The organism is Rhizobium sp. Root149, assembly GCF_001427345.1.
GTDB lineage: Bacteria > Pseudomonadota > Alphaproteobacteria > Rhizobiales > Rhizobiaceae > Neorhizobium > Neorhizobium rhizoryzae.
The window spans coordinates 218,235-234,071 of sequence record NZ_LMGD01000022.1 but is presented as its reverse complement, the minus strand read 5'-3'; the positions used below and the strand labels follow the sequence as shown (position 1 = coordinate 234,071).

Annotated in this window: 16 protein-coding genes and 1 tRNA gene; 11 read left to right on the top strand and 6 right to left on the bottom strand. The window is 57.9% G+C overall.

The genetic code is table 11. The annotated features are described in order from the left end of the window. Positions 1–31 precede the first annotated feature (31 nt). Complete coding sequence (locus ASD54_RS19375; RefSeq protein WP_062556189.1) at positions 32–964, bottom strand: hypothetical protein; 933 nt, start codon at positions 962–964, stop codon at positions 32–34. A gap of 130 nt (positions 965–1,094) precedes the next feature. Beyond that, positions 1,095–1,169: transfer RNA gene (locus tag ASD54_RS19370), tRNA-Gly, on the bottom strand. Between the two features lie 391 nt (positions 1,170–1,560). On the opposite strand from ASD54_RS19370, the gene ASD54_RS19365 reads away from it, so the two are divergent. The 4 genes from ASD54_RS19365 to ASD54_RS19350 all read left to right on the top strand — a co-directional run bounded on the left by ASD54_RS19365 (position 1,561) and on the right by ASD54_RS19350 (position 4,085). Further along, positions 1,561–2,085, top strand: a complete 525-nt coding sequence (locus ASD54_RS19365) for a prolyl-tRNA synthetase associated domain-containing protein (protein ID WP_062556188.1) — start codon at positions 1,561–1,563, stop codon at positions 2,083–2,085. A 55-nt stretch (positions 2,086–2,140) separates the two neighbouring features. Beyond that, the gene (gene trxA / locus ASD54_RS19360; protein ID WP_062556187.1) at positions 2,141–3,124 is read left to right on the top strand and encodes a thioredoxin; all 984 of its coding nucleotides are present in this window, start codon (positions 2,141–2,143) and stop codon (positions 3,122–3,124) included. A 93-nt stretch (positions 3,125–3,217) separates the two neighbouring features. Then, positions 3,218–3,880 (top strand): LON peptidase substrate-binding domain-containing protein, encoded by a 663-nt coding sequence (locus ASD54_RS19355; RefSeq protein ID WP_062556186.1) that lies wholly within the window; start codon positions 3,218–3,220, stop codon positions 3,878–3,880. Between the two features lie 16 nt (positions 3,881–3,896). Then, complete coding sequence (locus ASD54_RS19350; RefSeq protein WP_062556185.1) at positions 3,897–4,085, top strand: Trm112 family protein; 189 nt, start codon at positions 3,897–3,899, stop codon at positions 4,083–4,085. A gap of 15 nt (positions 4,086–4,100) precedes the next feature. Here ASD54_RS19350 and ASD54_RS19345 read toward each other — a convergent pair whose 3' ends face one another. Further along, positions 4,101–5,315 carry a ubiquinone biosynthesis hydroxylase gene (locus ASD54_RS19345; RefSeq protein WP_062556184.1) on the bottom strand — a complete coding sequence of 405 codons (1,215 nt, stop codon included), beginning with the start codon at positions 5,313–5,315 and terminating at the stop codon, positions 4,101–4,103. 86 nt (positions 5,316–5,401) lie between these two features. Between ASD54_RS19345 and tesB the strand changes: the two genes are divergently transcribed. The 6 genes from tesB (at position 5,402) to ASD54_RS19315 (ending at position 13,056) form a co-directional block, all read left to right on the top strand. After that, on the top strand, positions 5,402–6,286 hold the full coding sequence (gene tesB / locus ASD54_RS19340) for an acyl-CoA thioesterase II (protein WP_062556183.1): 885 nt from the start codon (positions 5,402–5,404) through the stop codon (positions 6,284–6,286). Positions 6,287–6,498: 212 nt separating this feature from the next. Beyond that, positions 6,499–6,849, top strand: coding sequence for a P-II family nitrogen regulator (locus ASD54_RS19335; RefSeq protein WP_062556182.1), 351 nt, complete (start codon positions 6,499–6,501; stop codon positions 6,847–6,849). A 29-nt stretch (positions 6,850–6,878) separates the two neighbouring features. Continuing rightward, positions 6,879–8,303: an ammonium transporter gene (locus tag ASD54_RS19330; protein WP_062556181.1), complete on the top strand. Its 1,425-nt coding sequence runs from the start codon at positions 6,879–6,881 to the stop codon at positions 8,301–8,303. A 270-nt stretch (positions 8,304–8,573) separates the two neighbouring features. Beyond that, positions 8,574–11,222 carry a DNA translocase FtsK gene (locus tag ASD54_RS19325; RefSeq protein WP_062556180.1) on the top strand — a complete coding sequence of 883 codons (2,649 nt, stop codon included), beginning with the start codon at positions 8,574–8,576 and terminating at the stop codon, positions 11,220–11,222. A 174-nt stretch (positions 11,223–11,396) separates the two neighbouring features. Beyond that, entirely contained in the window at positions 11,397–12,038 is a 642-nt protein-coding gene (locus ASD54_RS19320; RefSeq protein WP_062556179.1) for an outer membrane lipoprotein carrier protein LolA, read from the top strand. A gap of 217 nt (positions 12,039–12,255) precedes the next feature. Continuing rightward, a complete protein-coding gene (locus tag ASD54_RS19315) occupies positions 12,256–13,056 on the top strand; it encodes an exodeoxyribonuclease III (protein ID WP_062556178.1) in 801 nt (266 codons plus the stop codon). On the opposite strand, the gene ASD54_RS19310 is transcribed toward ASD54_RS19315, so the two are convergent. From ASD54_RS19310 to ASD54_RS19300, 3 genes are all read right to left on the bottom strand, one after another. Then, on the bottom strand, positions 13,046–13,819 hold the full coding sequence (locus ASD54_RS19310) for a hypothetical protein (protein ID WP_062556177.1): 774 nt from the start codon (positions 13,817–13,819) through the stop codon (positions 13,046–13,048). The genes ASD54_RS19315 and ASD54_RS19310 overlap by 11 nt on opposite strands. A 187-nt stretch (positions 13,820–14,006) precedes the next feature. Continuing rightward, positions 14,007–14,462, bottom strand: a complete 456-nt coding sequence (locus tag ASD54_RS19305) for a cyclic nucleotide-binding domain-containing protein (RefSeq protein ID WP_062556176.1) — start codon at positions 14,460–14,462, stop codon at positions 14,007–14,009. Between the two features lie 12 nt (positions 14,463–14,474). Beyond that, positions 14,475–15,158 (bottom strand): response regulator transcription factor, encoded by a 684-nt coding sequence (locus ASD54_RS19300; RefSeq protein ID WP_062556175.1) that lies wholly within the window; start codon positions 15,156–15,158, stop codon positions 14,475–14,477. A gap of 193 nt (positions 15,159–15,351) precedes the next feature. On the opposite strand from ASD54_RS19300, the gene ASD54_RS19295 reads away from it, so the two are divergent. After that, positions 15,352–15,819, top strand: a complete 468-nt coding sequence (locus ASD54_RS19295; protein ID WP_244484804.1) for a L,D-transpeptidase family protein — start codon at positions 15,352–15,354, stop codon at positions 15,817–15,819. Positions 15,820–15,837: the final 18 nt, after the last annotated feature.

Here is a 15,837-nt window from a genome sequence, read left to right as displayed (position 1 = left end):
GGCGCAGAGATATTCTCATTTGGAGTTTATGTCAATTGCGGGAGATGGGAAGTTTCGAGCCGGAAAAAGCACGCTCCTCCAGCACCGCATGGCGGTAGCGGAAAAGCTTGGCGGGGCGTCCACCGGTCTCGCTGGTCACGTCACCGGTTTCCTCAATAAGATCCTGCGAATCAATCAGGCGGCGGAAGTTGGGTTTATGCAGGGTCAGGCCCGCCAGCGCCTCCACAGTCCGCTGCAATTGCAGCAGCGTGAAGCTTTCCGGCATGAGTTCAAAGACAACGGGGCGGTATTTGATCTTGGCACGTAGACGGGCAATGCCGGTGGCGAGAATGCGCCGATGATCGGCAAACATGGACCGGCCGGTTGCAACGAATTCTTCGCCGCCTGATTCGGCGACCAGCCCCGCCTCATACATCAGCTCGTAGCGTTGGAGCGTCAGGTCTTCGTTCCAGGCGGCGCCATGCAGCCCGAAGGCAAATTCAATACGGCGGCGGCGATGGTCTCGGCGGGAGGGGTCCCGTTCCGCCCAGCGTTGCAGGTATTCCGCGATTGCTTGCAGGGAATCAGGCGTGCCCTTGCGGTGGTCTTCCCATGGAAAATACTCGTACCAGCCGTGCCAGCCCGGTTTTCCGGCACCGGGTGCTGCCTGTTCCCGCACAAGGCCCAGATAGCTGATGGATATGGTGCGCGAGTAACCCGTGTCCTGGGTGCGGTCACGGTCTGCAAAGGTATAGAGCTGTTCGAGATAGCCAACGGGGTGGCCCGTCTGGTCGCCCACCCATTCGCGAAGTCCTGCCTGAAGGCTGCGATGTGCAAGCTCAAACGGACCGGAAGGCAGGGCGTCACCAGACCGAATCGTCATCACGCGCGGCTCATCACCAGTGACGGCGGCAAGCACGGCAATCAGCTCGGCATGGGCAAGTCCGGTCGGCACGAAAAACCTCAAGGCAAAATGAACCGCCATTCAACGGCAGCCGTCATCTTGGGTAACAAGAGAGCTTACGTTGATTACAGGTTCAGCAGTTTGGAGGAAATAGCAAAGTCTCCGCTCAGGCGGAGGTTCAATTCAATCATCTAGAAAGCTATGAGAGAATTGGAGCGGGCGAAGGGATTCGAACCCTCGACCCCAACCTTGGCAAGGTTGTGCTCTACCCCTGAGCTACACCCGCTCATCAATTCAACAGCCTGGGGTAGATCGCTAGGCCGTTGGTCGCTGCCTTGCGGCGACGAGGGCTATATGGCCCAACTGCTTTTTGAATGCAACAGGGAAATGACATCGTCATGCGATTTTTTGTTTTTTTCTTCTAAGTAATTGAAAATAATAAGTATTTTTCGCATCAATCTGGTTGGTGCTTTTATGAAGTCACCAAATCAAGGTTTAGCCGCTCTGAGACGGCTCTCGAAGATCGTAAACTTCCTTCCTGCTATTTTGCCGGTATAGCGCCTGTCGAATGACGCTTCTGCTGATGGCGTTGCGGACGAGATGTTCTATAGTTCGGCGCAAAGCGGCAGGTTCCTCCTGCCCACGATACCCTTGAATGAGTTCGGATTGCATTTGTCATGACCACGCCCTCCCCGACCGCAGATCATCCCAAGACCGCCGAACAGCTTTTCGCCTTTCTGGATGAGCTTGGCATTCAGCACAGCACCAAGAACCATCCGCCGGTTTTCACCGTCGCCGAATCGGAAAGTCTGAGGGACGAGATTCCGGGAGGTCATACGAAGAACCTGTTCGTGAAGGACAAGAAGGACCAGTTCTTCGTCGTCACCGTGGAGGAGCGTGCGACGGTGGATCTGAAGCAGATTCACAAGATTATCGGCGCTTCCAGCCGCGTGTCCTTCGGCAGCCCGGAAAAGATGCTGGAATATCTGGGCGTGGTGCCGGGATCGGTCACCGTGTTCGGCGCCATCAACGATACGCAAAACAAGGTTACGTTCGTGCTGGATGAGGGCTTGATGCAGTACGACATCATCAACGGCCACCCTCTGCGCAATGACGCGACGACCTCGATCGGGCGGGACGACCTCATTTCCTTCTTGAAGGCAACGGGTCACGATCCGCTTGTCTTGAAAGTCGCGGACTGACATACGATCTGTTCAAGCACAAGTCGCATGACACTTACCGTCTGGGGAGACATTCATGAGCGGTCCGAACAATCCGTATAGCAATGGCTATGGCAGCCAGATGACCGGAACGATGAGTTTTGGATCTTCCCCGGCGGCAACGCCTGCCGGTTCTGCGGCCGGCGGCTTCGTCAAGGACACGACGACGGCAGGCTTCACCAAGGACGTGCTGGAAGAATCTCGTCGTCAGCCAGTGCTGGTTGATTTCTGGGCGCCTTGGTGCGGTCCCTGCAAGCAGCTCGCGCCTGCGCTCGAGAAGGTGGTCAACGAAGCACAGGGCCGGGTCAAGCTGGTCAAGCTCAACATCGATGATCACCCGTCCATTCCCGGTCAGTTGGGCATTCAGTCCATCCCGGCGGTCATCGCCTTCGTGAACGGTCGTCCGATGGATGGCTTCATGGGTGCCATTCCCGAAAGCCAGATCCGTCAGTTCATCGACAAGATCGGCGGTCCCGCCGGCGCGGATGAGGCTGCAGAAATCGAATCCGTCCTCGAAGAGGCGAAGGGGCTTCTCGCCTCGGGCGATACGGATGGTGCGGCCCAGCTTTACGCGGCGGTTCTGCAGGCGGATCCGGAAAACGGCAAGGCAGTTGCCGGCATGATCGAGTGCCTTCTCAACCTTGGCCAGACGGAACGGGCGCAGCAGATGCTGGATTCGCTGCCGGAAGACATTTCCAAGCAGCCGGAGGTACAGGCCGTTTCACTGAAGCTCAACCAGATTTCCGAAGCCCGGAAGCTGGGTGATCCGCGGGCGCTGGAGCATGAGCTGTCACTCAATCCGGATCATCACGAATCGCGCATGAAGCTTGCGAAGATCCTCAACGTCCAAGGTGATCGCAACGAAGCCGCCGAGCACCTGTTCTACATCATGCGCAAGGACCGAGCCTTCGATGATGATGGCGCGCGCCGCCAGTTGCTGGAATTTTTCGAAGCTTGGGGTGTCAAGGATCCGGCGACGATTGCGGCCCGGCGCAAGCTTTCGTCTATCCTGTTTTCCTGATCGGCTTCGATATCGGTGCAAAGCCTTGTGAAAGCAGGCTTGGCGCCCCAGATAGGGTGTGGAATTTATTCGGTTCTGGAGGAAGATAGGCTCATGCATGTCGGCAACGCCAGATACGTCAAACGCGAGGATCTGCCGGAGACCATCCCGGTCTTTCCGCTGACAGGGGCGCTCTTGCTCCCCGGCGGTCAATTGCCGCTCAACGTGTTCGAGCCGCGCTATCTCGCCATGTTCGATGCGGCACTGGCGGGTAACCGCCTGATCGGCATGATCCAGCCGGTTCTCGGCGAGGGTGGCGAAGGTATTCGCCCGGCGCTGAGTTCTGTGGGTTGCATCGGGCGGATCACCTCGTTTGCAGAAACGGGCGACGGTCGCTACATCACGTCGCTGAGTGGTGTGTGTCGTTTCCGCTTGATGGAGGAGGTTGGCGAAGGCCATCCTTATCGCACCGTGCGCTTCATGCCGTTTATGAGCGACCTCTCCTCTGAAGAAGATGATTCGACCGTTGATCGCCAGGAACTCCTGCGCGTTTTCCGGGCCTATCTTGATGCCAACAAGCTTGAGGCTGATTGGGATAGTGTGGAGAGAGCCGGTAACAGGACGCTGGTAAATTCGCTGTCCATGATGTCGCCCTTCGGTCCGGCCGAAAAACAGGCTTTGCTCGAAGCGCCTGACCTCAAGACAAGGGCGGATACGCTCATCGCCATAACCGAGATCTTCCTCGCCAGCGGCGGTTCCGAGACAACGCTTCAATAATTGGCAGGTCGTCAGGATGGATGAGAAACTGGCGAAAGTTGATCCGAAGCTGCTGGATCTTCTGGTGTGTCCACTTGGAAAGTCGCGGCTCGTCTATAATCGCGAGACGAACGAACTTATCTCGGAGGCAGCAAAACTCGCCTATCCCATCCGCGACGGCATTCCCATCATGCTGGTCTCCGAGGCTCGTCGCCTCGAAGACTGAAATGGTTCGTGGGATTCAGATTGTTTCGCCCATCAGAAGGCGGGGGCTGTTTTTAGCCTTGGTGCCGGCCGCTTCCCCGATGAAATAGGACTTCAGCTTCGGCAACCGCTCGACGACGCCCAGACCGAAATCGCGGGCAATGCGGATCGGCGCAATGTCGTTGGAGAACAGGCGGTTCAGCACATCGGTCGTCACGCCCATACGGAACGTATCGAAACGACGCCACGACTGGTAGCGCTCCAGGATATGCACCGCGCCGACGTCGAGGCCCAGGCGGTCCGCCTCGACGATCGTTTCTGCAAGAGCGGCCACATCCTTGAACCCAAGGTTCAGGCCCTGTCCGGAAATCGGGTGAATGCCATGGGCTGCGTCCCCTGCCAATGCAAGGCGAGGCGCGACGAAGGCGCGCGACAGGGTGAGGCCAAGCGGGAAAGCCTTGCGTCCGCCCACCACCGTGATTGCTCCCAGCTTGTGGCCGAAGCGGCGCTGCAGTTCTTCTTCGAAAATCAGGTCGTCGGAGGCAACGAGGCGGTCGGCATCGCCTGTCCGCTCCGTCCACACCAGCGAGGAGCGATTGCCGGTGAGCGGTAGAATGGCAAACGGTCCCGAGGGAAGAAAATGCTCCTCTGCGCATCCGTTGTGCGGGCGTTCATGCTCGACAGTGGTCACGATGCCGGATTGGCCATAATCCCATCGAACGGTCTTGATGCCCGCCATGTCGCGCAGCTTGGAGCGTACGCCATCGCAAGCCACCACGAGCTTGGTTTCCAGAACCTCGCCATTGGAAAGCGTCAGGTTTGCGGAATGTGGACCCGCAGCAAAGCCCGTGGCCGACACACCGTGACGGATGGTAATGCCGAGCCGTTCACAGGCGCCGCGGAGGGCGCGGACCATTTCGACGTTGGGAACCATATGGGCAAAGGGTCGGCCTTCTTCCACTTCGCCATCGAAGGTCAGGAAGACCGGACGAACGGGATCGGACGTGCGCGAATCGGTGACGATCATGCTGGTGATGGGGTGCGAGTGGGGAAGAATTTCATCCCATACGCCCAGCACTTCCAGCATGCGGGTTGCAGCGGCAATGATGGCAGAGGCGCGCTCGTCCTTCTGCCACACGCTTTCCGGCGCGGCCTCGATCACTTCGACGCTGAGATGCGGCGCCGCCTGCTTCGTGGCCACAGCAACCGAGAGGCCAACATATCCGCCGCCAACAATCAGCATATCCAGCATGGGTTCGCTCCTGCCGCACTTGAGAATGGTCTGATGGGTATATAGATCATCGAACACGCGCTTCCTACCGCTGGAGACAGTTAAAAATGCCGCAGGCAAACGAACATCTATCCCCAATCGATCAGTTGATCGAAACACTGGACCTTGAGCGGCTGGAGGAAAACCTGTTTCGGGGCGAGAGCCCGCAGATCGGCTGGCAGCGTGTCTTTGGCGGGCAGGTCATTGCCCAGGCCCTGATGGCGGCGCAGCGTACCGTCACTGCCGACAGGCTGGTTCATTCGCTGCACGGTTATTTTCTGCTGCCGGGCGATCCCAAGGTGCCGATCGTCTATCAGGTCGAGCGCTTGCGCGACGGCGGCAGCTTCACCACGCGGCGCGTTACCGGCATCCAGCACGGCAAGGCAATTTTTGCGATGTCTGCGTCCTTCCAGCTGGAAGAACCCGGCTACGAGCATCAGGCAACTATTCCGGACGTAAAGCAGCCAGAGCAGTTGATGTCTGAAGATGAGTTCCAGAAGATGTTTCTGGCCCATGCGCCGGAGCCGGTTAAAAAATACTGGGGTCGCAAGCGTCCGGTGGAGATCCGTCCCGTTTCGCTGGTGCATTATGTGTCGCAGGAAAAGCTGAAGCCCGAGCAGCACATCTGGGTGCGGGCGACGGGAGAGGTGCCGGATGACCGGCATTACCAGGCGGCAGTTCTTGCCTATCTCTCGGATATGACATTGCTCGATACTTCGCTCTATCCGCATGGAAGAACCATTTTCGATCCGTCCATTCAGGCGGCCAGCCTCGACCATGCCATGTGGTTCCACCGACCCTCGAAGCTCGATGACTGGCTGTTGTACACGCAGGATAGTCCCAGTTCATCCGGGGCGCGTGGCATGACGCGAGGGCAGTTGTTTACCCGTTCCGGTGAGTTGATTGCTTCGGTCGCGCAGGAAGGTCTGATTCGGAAACGAGCAACTGAATAAATTTCATGCAAAGCTGAAAATTTGCCTATTAAATGAGCGCCTATTTGGCGCTCATTTGCATTTTGCTGCCTCGAAAACGATCTTATCTTTATAATTCAATAACTTATTTTTGTGGCGAGAATCTGGCACGGCCCTTGAATGTAATAGGTCAGTCGCTGCTCACGCTTCAGCCAGCGGCCAGGAGAGTTCGGCTGCTCGCCGATTAACAAAGGATGGGAAACCACATGAAAATCGTGATGGCCATTATCAAGCCATTCAAGCTGGATGAGGTGCGCGAAGCGCTCACGGCTGTCGGCATCCAGGGCCTGACCGTAACCGAGGTGAAGGGTTACGGGCGCCAGAAGGGACATACCGAAATCTATCGTGGCACCGAATATGCCGTCAGCTTCCTGCCAAAGCTGAAAGTCGAGATCGCGGTCGCGTCCGATGTCGTCGACAAGGCCGTGGAAGCCATCGCATCGGCCGCCAAGACGGGCCAGATCGGTGACGGCAAGATCTTTGTTTACTCGATCGAGCAGGCCGTGCGCATCCGTACCGGCGAAACCAATACAGAAGCGCTTTAAGCACGGCTGATCCAGGGGAGTTTTTATACATGTCGTTCCACACGTTCCAAACCACGCTCATGCGCCTCGGGGCTGCGTCGGCTGCGCTTCTCGCGCCGGTCGTTGCGCTTGCCCAGGATGCGGCACCGGCCGCTGCCGCCGCTGCGGCACCTGCCATGACGGTCAACAAGGGTGATACCACCTGGATGCTGGTATCGGCCCTGCTGGTCCTGTTGATGATCGTGCCGGGTCTCGGTCTGTTTTATGGCGGTCTTGTTCGTGCAAAGAACATGCTGTCGGTTCTCATGCAGGTGACGACGATCACGGCACTCGCCATGATCATCTGGGTCATCTACGGATATTCGCTCGTCTTCACCAATGGTGGCGGCCTCAACTCTTTCGTCGGCGGCTTCTCCAAGATGTTCCTCAAGGGCGTTGATGTCACCACGATGGCGGAAAGCTTCACCAAGGGTGTCGCTATTCCGGAACTGGTGTTCGTCTGCTTCCAGATGACGTTTGCGGCCATCACGCCAGCTCTGATCGTCGGCGCCTTTGCAGAGCGTATCAAGTTCTCCGCCGTCATCCTGTTCACGGCTCTGTGGTTGACCTTCATCTACTTCCCGATCGCCCACATGGTGTGGTTCTGGGGTGGTCCGAGCGCCTACACGGACCCGACCGGCCTGATCTATGGCTTCGGTGCCATCGACTTCGCGGGCGGCACCGTCGTTCACATCAATGCCGGTATTGCAGGTCTCGTCGGCTGCATCATGATCGGCAAGCGTATCGGCTACGGCAAGGACATGATGGCTCCGCACTCGATGACCATGACGCTGATCGGCGCTGGTCTTCTGTGGGTTGGCTGGTTCGGCTTCAATGCCGGTTCGAACCTCGAATCCAACGCCTACGCGGCGCTTGCCATGATCAATACCTTCGTCGCGACAGCGGCAGCTCTTCTCTCCTGGTCGCTGGTTGAAGCCATGACCCGCGGCAAAGCTTCCATGCTCGGTGCTGTTTCCGGTGCGGTTGCCGGTCTCGTCGTCATCACGCCTGCTGCCGGTTTCGTTGGCCCGATGGGCGCCATCGTCATGGGTCTCGCCGTTTCGCCGATCTGCTACTTCTTCTGCTCGACGGTGAAGAACAAGTTCGGTTACGACGACACGGCTGACGTGTTCGGCATCCACGGTGTCGGCGGCATCATCGGCGCGCTGCTCACCGGCGTCTTCGTCAACCCGGCTCTCGGCGGCGCAGGCATTGTGGATTACTCCACGGCTGACTTCGCAGCCACTTACGCAGGCACGGCAACGCAGGTGTTCGCCCAGTTGAAGGGTGTTCTGGTAACGCTTCTCTGGACGGGTATCGGTTCGGCGATCCTGTACAAGATCGTCGACGTCGTCATCGGCCTGCGTGTTCCGGTCGAAGCAGAGCGCGAAGGTCTCGATCTCGCCTCGCATGGCGAAGCCGCCTATCACTCCTGATCCCAGAGCATCGGGCGAAACATTTCCAAGCATTGCACCGGCGGTTTTGCCGCCGGTTCTCCACCTCCTTCCATGGCGGTTTACCGCTCACCTTGCCCGACCTTCCAAGGCCGGGCTTTTTTATTGGTGGTGAATGTTCGACTTCCAGGTTTGGTTAAAGTCCCGTTAACCAAACGGGGCTACCCTTCCCACTCAGGGCCGCTTTGCGCGTGAATTCCGCCACGTGCCAGGTTTCCCACTCTCTTCAACGGGATGTTCGGGCAAGAAACGATGAGCAGAAGCAGTTCAGCAGCTATGGCGCACCATTCAACACGCCATGCGCTCGTCGCGTTTTTCGTAAGGCAGATTCTGGCCCTTTGCGGTTTTGTGATCTTCATCCTGCTGGCGCTGGCGGTCGCAGCCATGGCGACGTGGAACGTGGCCGATCCGAGCTTTTCCTATGCGACGGACAATGTTCCGACCAATATTCTGGGTTTTCCCGGCGCTGCCTTTGCCGATCTGATGATGCAGTTTCTGGGCCTTGCAAGCCTTCTGGCCCTGATGCCCTTGCTGGCCTGGGCGCTTGCTCTGATCGTCGGGCGTCCCATTACGCGCATCCCGGCGCGCCTTGCCGCCTGGGCCGTGGGCACCTTCATGGGCGCGGCAACGCTTGGATGTTTTCCGGCTCCCCTGACCTGGCCCATCCCAAATGGCATCGGTGGGGTGATCGGGGATATGATCCTGCGCTTTCCCGCATTGTTCGTCGGTACCTATCCGACCGGCATGGTCGCGATTATCCTGGGCAGCATTTTCATCCTGCCGACGGCAGGTTTTCTCGCTTTTGCAGCCGGCCTTATCGGCAATGAAGAACTGCAGTTCGAGGAAGAAGATGAAGACGACATGCCGGAGGAGCCGCGCCGTCGCGTGCCGACAGCCGCGGACTTCGGCGATGAAGATGAAGGCTTTCGCTTCACCGATTTTGTCGCCTTCGGTGCTCTTGCGCATATGTGGTACACGACGCAGGCGCGCTTGCGCCGCCTGTTCCGCCTGAAGCCGAAGGCGACATCCAATGCTTTCGAGGCACCGTATGATTTCAACGAGGACGAGTTCGGTACGCTGAACGAGCCTGTTCGGCCGAAGGTTCGGGCAGGCGGACGCATGGAGCCATCGCTCGATAATTCCATGTCCGGCGTCATGGCAGCCAGACGGCGTCTCTCTCCACCTTCTCTTGCCGCGGATGATGATGAGGACATGGACGACGATATGCCGATGCGTCCGTCCGGTATCCTTTCCGATGATGAGGACGATGCGCCGCGTGGCCTTCGCGCTTCGGCCCGCGTAACACCCGCTGCACCCCAGCCCCGGCAAGCGAGCCGCTCTCTGCGGGAAGGTCAGCGCTCGTTCATCGATCCTGAAGGGTTCGAGCTGCCATCCGTTCATCTGCTGGCGGAGCCGCGCCACGTGGCGCGCGATGCCACGCTTTCCGCCGATGCGCTGGAGCAGAATGCACGCATGCTGGAAGGTGTGCTGGAGGATTTCGGCGTCAAGGGCGAGATCATCCATGTGCGTCCCGGCCCTGTGGTGACACTGTATGAGCTGGAGCCCGCTCCGGGCATCAAGTCCTCCCGCGTCATCGGCCTGGCTGACGACATTGCCCGCTCCATGAGCGCGATTGCTGCCCGCGTCGCAGTCGTCCCGGGCCGCAATGCCATCGGTATCGAACTGCCGAACCAGACGCGTGAAACGGTTTTCCTGCGCGAACTGATCGGCAGCCAGGATTTCGACAGCAGCAAGGCGAAGCTCGCCATGGCGCTCGGCAAGACCATCGGCGGCGAGCCCGTCATCGCCGATCTTGCCAAGATGCCGCATCTTCTGGTCGCGGGGACCACCGGTTCTGGTAAATCCGTTGCCATCAACACCATGATCCTGTCGCTGCTTTATCGCCTTTCGCCGGAGAAGTGTCGCCTGATCATGATCGATCCCAAGATGCTGGAACTGTCGGTCTATGACGGAATTCCGCATCTGCTCTCGCCGGTCGTCACCGATCCGAAAAAGGCGGTCGTTGCGCTGAAATGGACCGTGCGCGAGATGGAAGAGCGCTACAAGAAGATGTCCAAGATCGGTGTTCGCAACATCGATGGCTTCAACAGCCGCGTGGAGCAGGCCATTGCCAAGGGCGAAGTGCTGACCCGTACCGTGCAGACCGGTTTCGACCGCCAGACGGGCGAGGCCATGTACGAGACGGAAGAATTCGACCTGAAGCCCATGCCGTATATCGTCGTCATCATAGACGAAATGGCCGATCTGATGATGGTGGCGGGCAAGGACATCGAAGGTGCAGTCCAGCGTCTGGCGCAGATGGCGCGTGCGGCGGGCATCCACGTCATCATGGCAACGCAGCGCCCGTCGGTCGATGTCATTACCGGCACGATCAAGGCCAACTTCCCGACGCGCATCTCTTTCCAGGTTACCTCCAAGATCGACAGCCGAACCATTCTGGGCGAGCAGGGTGCCGAACAACTGCTCGGCATGGGCGATATGCTCTACATGGCGGGCGGCGGGCGGATCCAGCGCGTTCACGGCCCCTTTGTTTCCGATACGGAGGTCGAAGAGATTGTCTCCTACCTCAAGACACAAGGCGCGCCGCAATATCTTGATGCCATTACGGCGGATGATGACGAGGACGATGAGGGCGGTGGCGGTCCAGCCCAAACCGGCAACCTGTCCGATTCCGATGATCCCTATGATCAGGCGGTCGCTATCGTCCTGCGCGATGGAAAGGCTTCCACGTCCTATATCCAGCGAAGACTGGGCATCGGTTATAACCGGGCTGCCTCGCTGATCGAGCGAATGGAAAACGAAGGCCTGATCGGGCCCGCCAATCATGCGGGCAAGCGCGAGATCCTCGTGCCGACGGAAGCCGATATCATCGATCGGTAATCCTCGATTTCGCCGGGAACCCGGATGAAGTTCAGCCGTTCCCGTGGCTCGGCAGTATCCGCTCCCGCTCGAAAATGTGAGGGGAACAGGTCTGGCTCAAGGTTCAATCGCTATGTCGCGTCATAGAGACGCCGCCTTTGTTGGCGAAAAGGCAGGTGAAGGAGAATAACAAACATGTCGACCCGTGTGTCCCCCGCAGTTCTTGATCGTCGCAACCTCATGATCGGCCTGGCGAGCCTCGGTGTCACCGCATTTGCGGGTCTGCCAGCGCTGGCACAGGACGCCGTGGGTGCTGCAGCCGCGCAGAAGATTGCCGATCACTTCTCATCGGTGAAGACCATGATGGGTGAGTTCGTGCAGTTCGGTCCGCGTGGCGAGCAGACCGGCGGCAAATTCTTCATCGAACGTCCCGGCAAGCTGCGCTTCAACTTCGAGGATCCGTCTCCGATCCGCGTGATCTCGGATGGTGACAACGTTGTCATCGGTAATCTGAAGCTCAAGACCTGGGACATCTACCCGCTTTCCAAGACGCCGCTCAGCCTGCTGCTGGCCAACAAGATCGATCTGTCAAACCAGATGGTGCGCAACGTCAAGCAGGAGTCAGATCTCGTCACCATCGTGCTGGGCAACAAAACCGTGTTCGGCGATTCGACCATCACCATGATGTTCGACCCGAAGACTTTCGACCTGCGTCAATGGACGATCACCGACGTGCAGGGCAAGGATACCTCCGTCATGATCTACAACGTCCAGAACGGCGTTCGTTTCGACGATAAGGTATTCACCATTCCCTATAACGAAGTCCACAAGCTCTAGGAATTCCCGCTGGCGGGCTGCAAATGGCACTTTCTGTGCTTCCGGTGCTAACGTACCTTTAAGTACGCTCCGCTCCGGTTCTCGAAATCACCATTTTCGCCACGCCATCAGAAATTCCGGCTTCGGCTGGCGGGCTGCAAATGGCAATTTCTGTACCCTTGCCCTCGACCATCAAAACAGCCTAAACCTCGGCCCGTAACGTCCGAGGTTTTTTCGTATGAGCTTTTCCGTCACCACCTGGAACATCAATTCGGTACGCCTGCGGCTGCCGATCGTCGAGCAGTTCATCGTGCGCGAAAAGCCGGATATTCTCTGCCTGCAGGAAATCAAGTGCCGCGCGGAGGAGTTCCCGCTCGAACCGCTGCAGAAGATGGGCTACGAGCACATCATCCTGCACGGCCAGAAGGGCTATCACGGCGTTGCCATTCTTTCAAAAGTGCCGCTGAGCGAAGATCATCGTCAGGATTACTGCGGCGTGGGCGATGCGCGCCACATCTCGGCGATCTTCGAGCGCGGCTCTCGCCGCATCCGTATCCATAACTTCTATGTGCCCGCCGGCGGCGACGAGCCGGACCGCAGCATCAACCCTAAATTCGGCCACAAGCTGGATTTCGTTGAAGAGATGAAGGCGCTGAAGGCCTCATCCCCCGGCGTTTCCTCCATCCTCGTCGGCGATCTCAACATCGCGCCGCTGGAGCATGATGTCTGGTCGCACAAGCAGATGCTGAAGATCGTAAGCCATACGCCGGTCGAGACGGAAGGCCTGACGCAAGTGATGGAAAAGGGCGGCTGGCTGGATCTTATGCGTCAGCATGTTCCGGCATCCGAAAAGCTCTACACCTGGTGGAGCTACCGCGCCAAGGATTGGGAAGCAGCAGACCGCGGCCGCAGGCTGGACCACATCTGGTCCTCCCCCGATCTCGGCCCCTTCCTCGAAAAAATCGAAATCCTGAAAGAAGCCCGCGGCTGGAACCGCCCCTCAGACCATGTTCCTGTGACTGCAACGTTCAAGTTTTGATAAACCTTTCTTTTGACATCAGAAACCGAGTTGTCGCTTGCACGACAATTGAAATGGCGCACGCCAATGTAAAGGCGATATAGGGCGTTTGATGTGTGAGGGTGAAAGATAGATAGATGCAGAAGGCAGCAAACGAATATCGCCCAAATACCATGCCGCGCACCATAAGTATGACTTGATCGCTTCCATACCTTTGATGCGTTGAAACACACATGACGAGGCCCAGCAAAGGAAACACGGCCAGAATTCCGCTCCAGTCTGCCCCGACGAACGGCGATATTCCGGTAATGATGAAAGTCAGAAATGTTCCTATTATTATCTTGCTCTTAAGGTCATCTCCACCTTGCGGGTATGCCGTAGACTGGATGGTACTGTTGGCAGGCAGAAGTTGCGGGGTCGTGACCACTGACAAACCAGCCAGCAGCATTGCATAGGGGAGCGTTGGAGCCAGCAGAGCAAGTATGGTTGCTGCGAAAATCCAACTGAGCAGACTGAAAAGCAAAGAGAGTTTCCAAGACCACATACGGCTACTCCGGGCGTAGGTGAGATTGAACATCTCTGAGGCAAAAATGGCCGCCAGGGAAATTGTTGATGCCTGCGCGCCAAACGCTTCTCCCTGCTGCAGGGTTAGCAAGAAAAGAATTGGGCCTGCTACAACGGGTAGGCCTCCCAACCATCCCGCTATAGACGATCCCCACAATCGCTGAGCAAGTGAGAGAACGAGTAGGAAAAAGGGAACCAAAGTAATTTTTAGAAGAAGCATATGATCCTCCGCCTGCCGTGCGGAAGTTGGCCATCCTTCGACAGGACTCGATGGCCAACATTGGATCGGATTAAAATAGTGCGAGCTGTTACTATACTGTCATCAGTAGCCGAAGGCATCACGAGGTCAAGTGCAAGTCGCTACACTGCGGCAGTTTATGCCGAGTACTTATGATGCCCTACAACTCTCACCCAAACCGTCCCGCCATGCGGGTGGCGGCCAGCGCCAGATCCACAATGTTCTGGCGAATGCGTGATTCCATCAGTCCCGCGACCTGCGGATATTCCTCCAGCAGGCGATGAAACAGCGTACGGGGAATGCGTACCACTTCACCATCGTCCGAGGCGATGGCCGTGAACTTGCGCTCCACCATGGTCACAAGCGCAAGTTCGGAGAGAAGTGTTCCGGGACCGGCGCGATCCCGGAATTCAAGTTCGCCAGATCGGCTTTCAACGTAAAGGTCGAAATGGCCGCGAGAGACGACGAAGGCGCATTCCGCTGGCGAATGTTCGCGAAATAGCGCCTGACCCTTCTGAATGTTGCGACGCTCTGCACCGAAGGCGATCAGTCGCAGCTGATCGCTGTCCAGCCCCTGGAAAAGCGGCACCTGGGCCAGAAGCTGGATATCATCGCTGAGCGCCATTTCAATTCACCTTCAGGGCACGATCTTGTAGCCGCCGTTCTCTGTCACGAGAATTTCGGCATTGGAAGGATCGCGTTCGATTTTCTGGCGAAGACGATAGACGTGGGTTTCAAGCGTGTGCGTCGTGACACCGGAATTGTAGCCCCAGACTTCTTCGAGAAGAATATCGCGCGTCACGACCTTCTGGCCTGCGCGGTAGAGGTAGCGGATGATCGCCGATTCCTTTTCCGTCAGGCGGATCTTCTTGCCGTCATCGGTGGTCAGAAGTTTCTGGCTCGGCTTGAAGACGTAAGGACCGACGGTGAAGGTGGCGTCTTCGCTCTGTTCATACTGGCGAAGCTGTGCGCGCATGCGGGCCAGAAGCACGGCGAAGCGGAACGGCTTGGTGACATAGTCATTGGCGCCCGCTTCCAATCCCAGGATGGTATCGGAATCCGTATCATGGCCGGTCAGCATGATGATCGGCGCCTTGAAGCCGCCCTTGCGCATCAGCTTCACGGCTTCGCGACCATCCATGTCGGGAAGGCCGACATCCATGATCAGAAGATCGACCTGGGCTGCCTTGGCGGTTGCCATGGCCTTTGTTGCCGTGGCTTCCTGCAGGAGGCTGAATTCCTCGTACAGTGAAAGTTGCTCGACCAGCGTTTCACGCAGATCGTTGTCATCATCCACCAGCAGTACAGTCCGCGCTGCCATCGATATCTACGCCTTCCTTGGTTTGATCGCCGAAGAAATTCGGCAGGCTTCGATTCATCTTCCATCATGCTATGATTCCGACTGAAATCATATCCAAAGCAATTCTGTGTGAGAGAAAATGGGTGGGAAAAAGGCCAACCGCAAGGGCGCCATCATCACGGTACATCACAGCCCCGTCAGTCGCTCCCGCGCCATGGTGTCATTCGGCAATGTGACGGTGCCTGCGGCCATCGGAAGGTCCGGTCGCACGAGCCGCAAACGGGAGGGCGATGGGGCAACGCCCATAGCCGAGATGCAGGTACTTTATGGGTTCCTGCGGGGAGATCGGCTGAAGGGTTTGAGGACTGCGCTGCCTATGCGACGCATCGCAAAATCCATGTTGTGGTGCGATGAGCCACGTCACCCCAGCTACAATCGGCTCGTCAGGGCGCCTTTCAAACCCAGTCACGAAGAGATGAGCCGCAAGGACGGGTTGTACGATATCTGTCTGGTGCTTGACTGGAACATCCGGTCGCGGGCCCGTTACCGGGGTTCGGCTATCTTCTTCCACCTTATTCGACCGGGCTACGAGCCGACGGCTGGCTGCATCGCAGTGTCCTTGAAAGACATGCAGCGACTTCTGCCACATATCGTTAAGGGGACGAGGGTGCGGGTTTTATAGAAACCTTGAGGGAGGAGG

Bases quoted from the DNA above. Each gene is read 5' to 3' on its own strand.
- ASD54_RS19375 (WP_062556189.1), bottom strand. From the start codon at position 964: ATGGCGGTTCATTTTGCCTTGAGGTTTTTCGTGCCGACCGGACTTGCC.
- ASD54_RS19365 (WP_062556188.1), top strand. From the start codon at position 1,561: ATGACCACGCCCTCCCCGACCGCAGATCATCCCAAGACCGCCGAACAG.
- trxA (WP_062556187.1), top strand. From the start codon at position 2,141: ATGAGCGGTCCGAACAATCCGTATAGCAATGGCTATGGCAGCCAGATG.
- ASD54_RS19355 (WP_062556186.1), top strand. From the start codon at position 3,218: ATGCATGTCGGCAACGCCAGATACGTCAAACGCGAGGATCTGCCGGAG.
- ASD54_RS19350 (WP_062556185.1), top strand. From the start codon at position 3,897: ATGGATGAGAAACTGGCGAAAGTTGATCCGAAGCTGCTGGATCTTCTG.
- ASD54_RS19345 (WP_062556184.1), bottom strand. From the start codon at position 5,315: ATGCTGGATATGCTGATTGTTGGCGGCGGATATGTTGGCCTCTCGGTT.
- tesB (WP_062556183.1), top strand. From the start codon at position 5,402: ATGCCGCAGGCAAACGAACATCTATCCCCAATCGATCAGTTGATCGAA.
- ASD54_RS19335 (WP_062556182.1), top strand. From the start codon at position 6,499: ATGGGAAACCACATGAAAATCGTGATGGCCATTATCAAGCCATTCAAG.
- ASD54_RS19330 (WP_062556181.1), top strand. From the start codon at position 6,879: ATGTCGTTCCACACGTTCCAAACCACGCTCATGCGCCTCGGGGCTGCG.
- ASD54_RS19325 (WP_062556180.1), top strand. From the start codon at position 8,574: ATGAGCAGAAGCAGTTCAGCAGCTATGGCGCACCATTCAACACGCCAT.
- ASD54_RS19320 (WP_062556179.1), top strand. From the start codon at position 11,397: ATGTCGACCCGTGTGTCCCCCGCAGTTCTTGATCGTCGCAACCTCATG.
- ASD54_RS19315 (WP_062556178.1), top strand. From the start codon at position 12,256: ATGAGCTTTTCCGTCACCACCTGGAACATCAATTCGGTACGCCTGCGG.
- ASD54_RS19310 (WP_062556177.1), bottom strand. From the start codon at position 13,819: ATGCTTCTTCTAAAAATTACTTTGGTTCCCTTTTTCCTACTCGTTCTC.
- ASD54_RS19305 (WP_062556176.1), bottom strand. From the start codon at position 14,462: ATGGCGCTCAGCGATGATATCCAGCTTCTGGCCCAGGTGCCGCTTTTC.
- ASD54_RS19300 (WP_062556175.1), bottom strand. From the start codon at position 15,158: ATGGCAGCGCGGACTGTACTGCTGGTGGATGATGACAACGATCTGCGT.
- ASD54_RS19295 (WP_244484804.1), top strand. From the start codon at position 15,352: ATGGTGTCATTCGGCAATGTGACGGTGCCTGCGGCCATCGGAAGGTCC.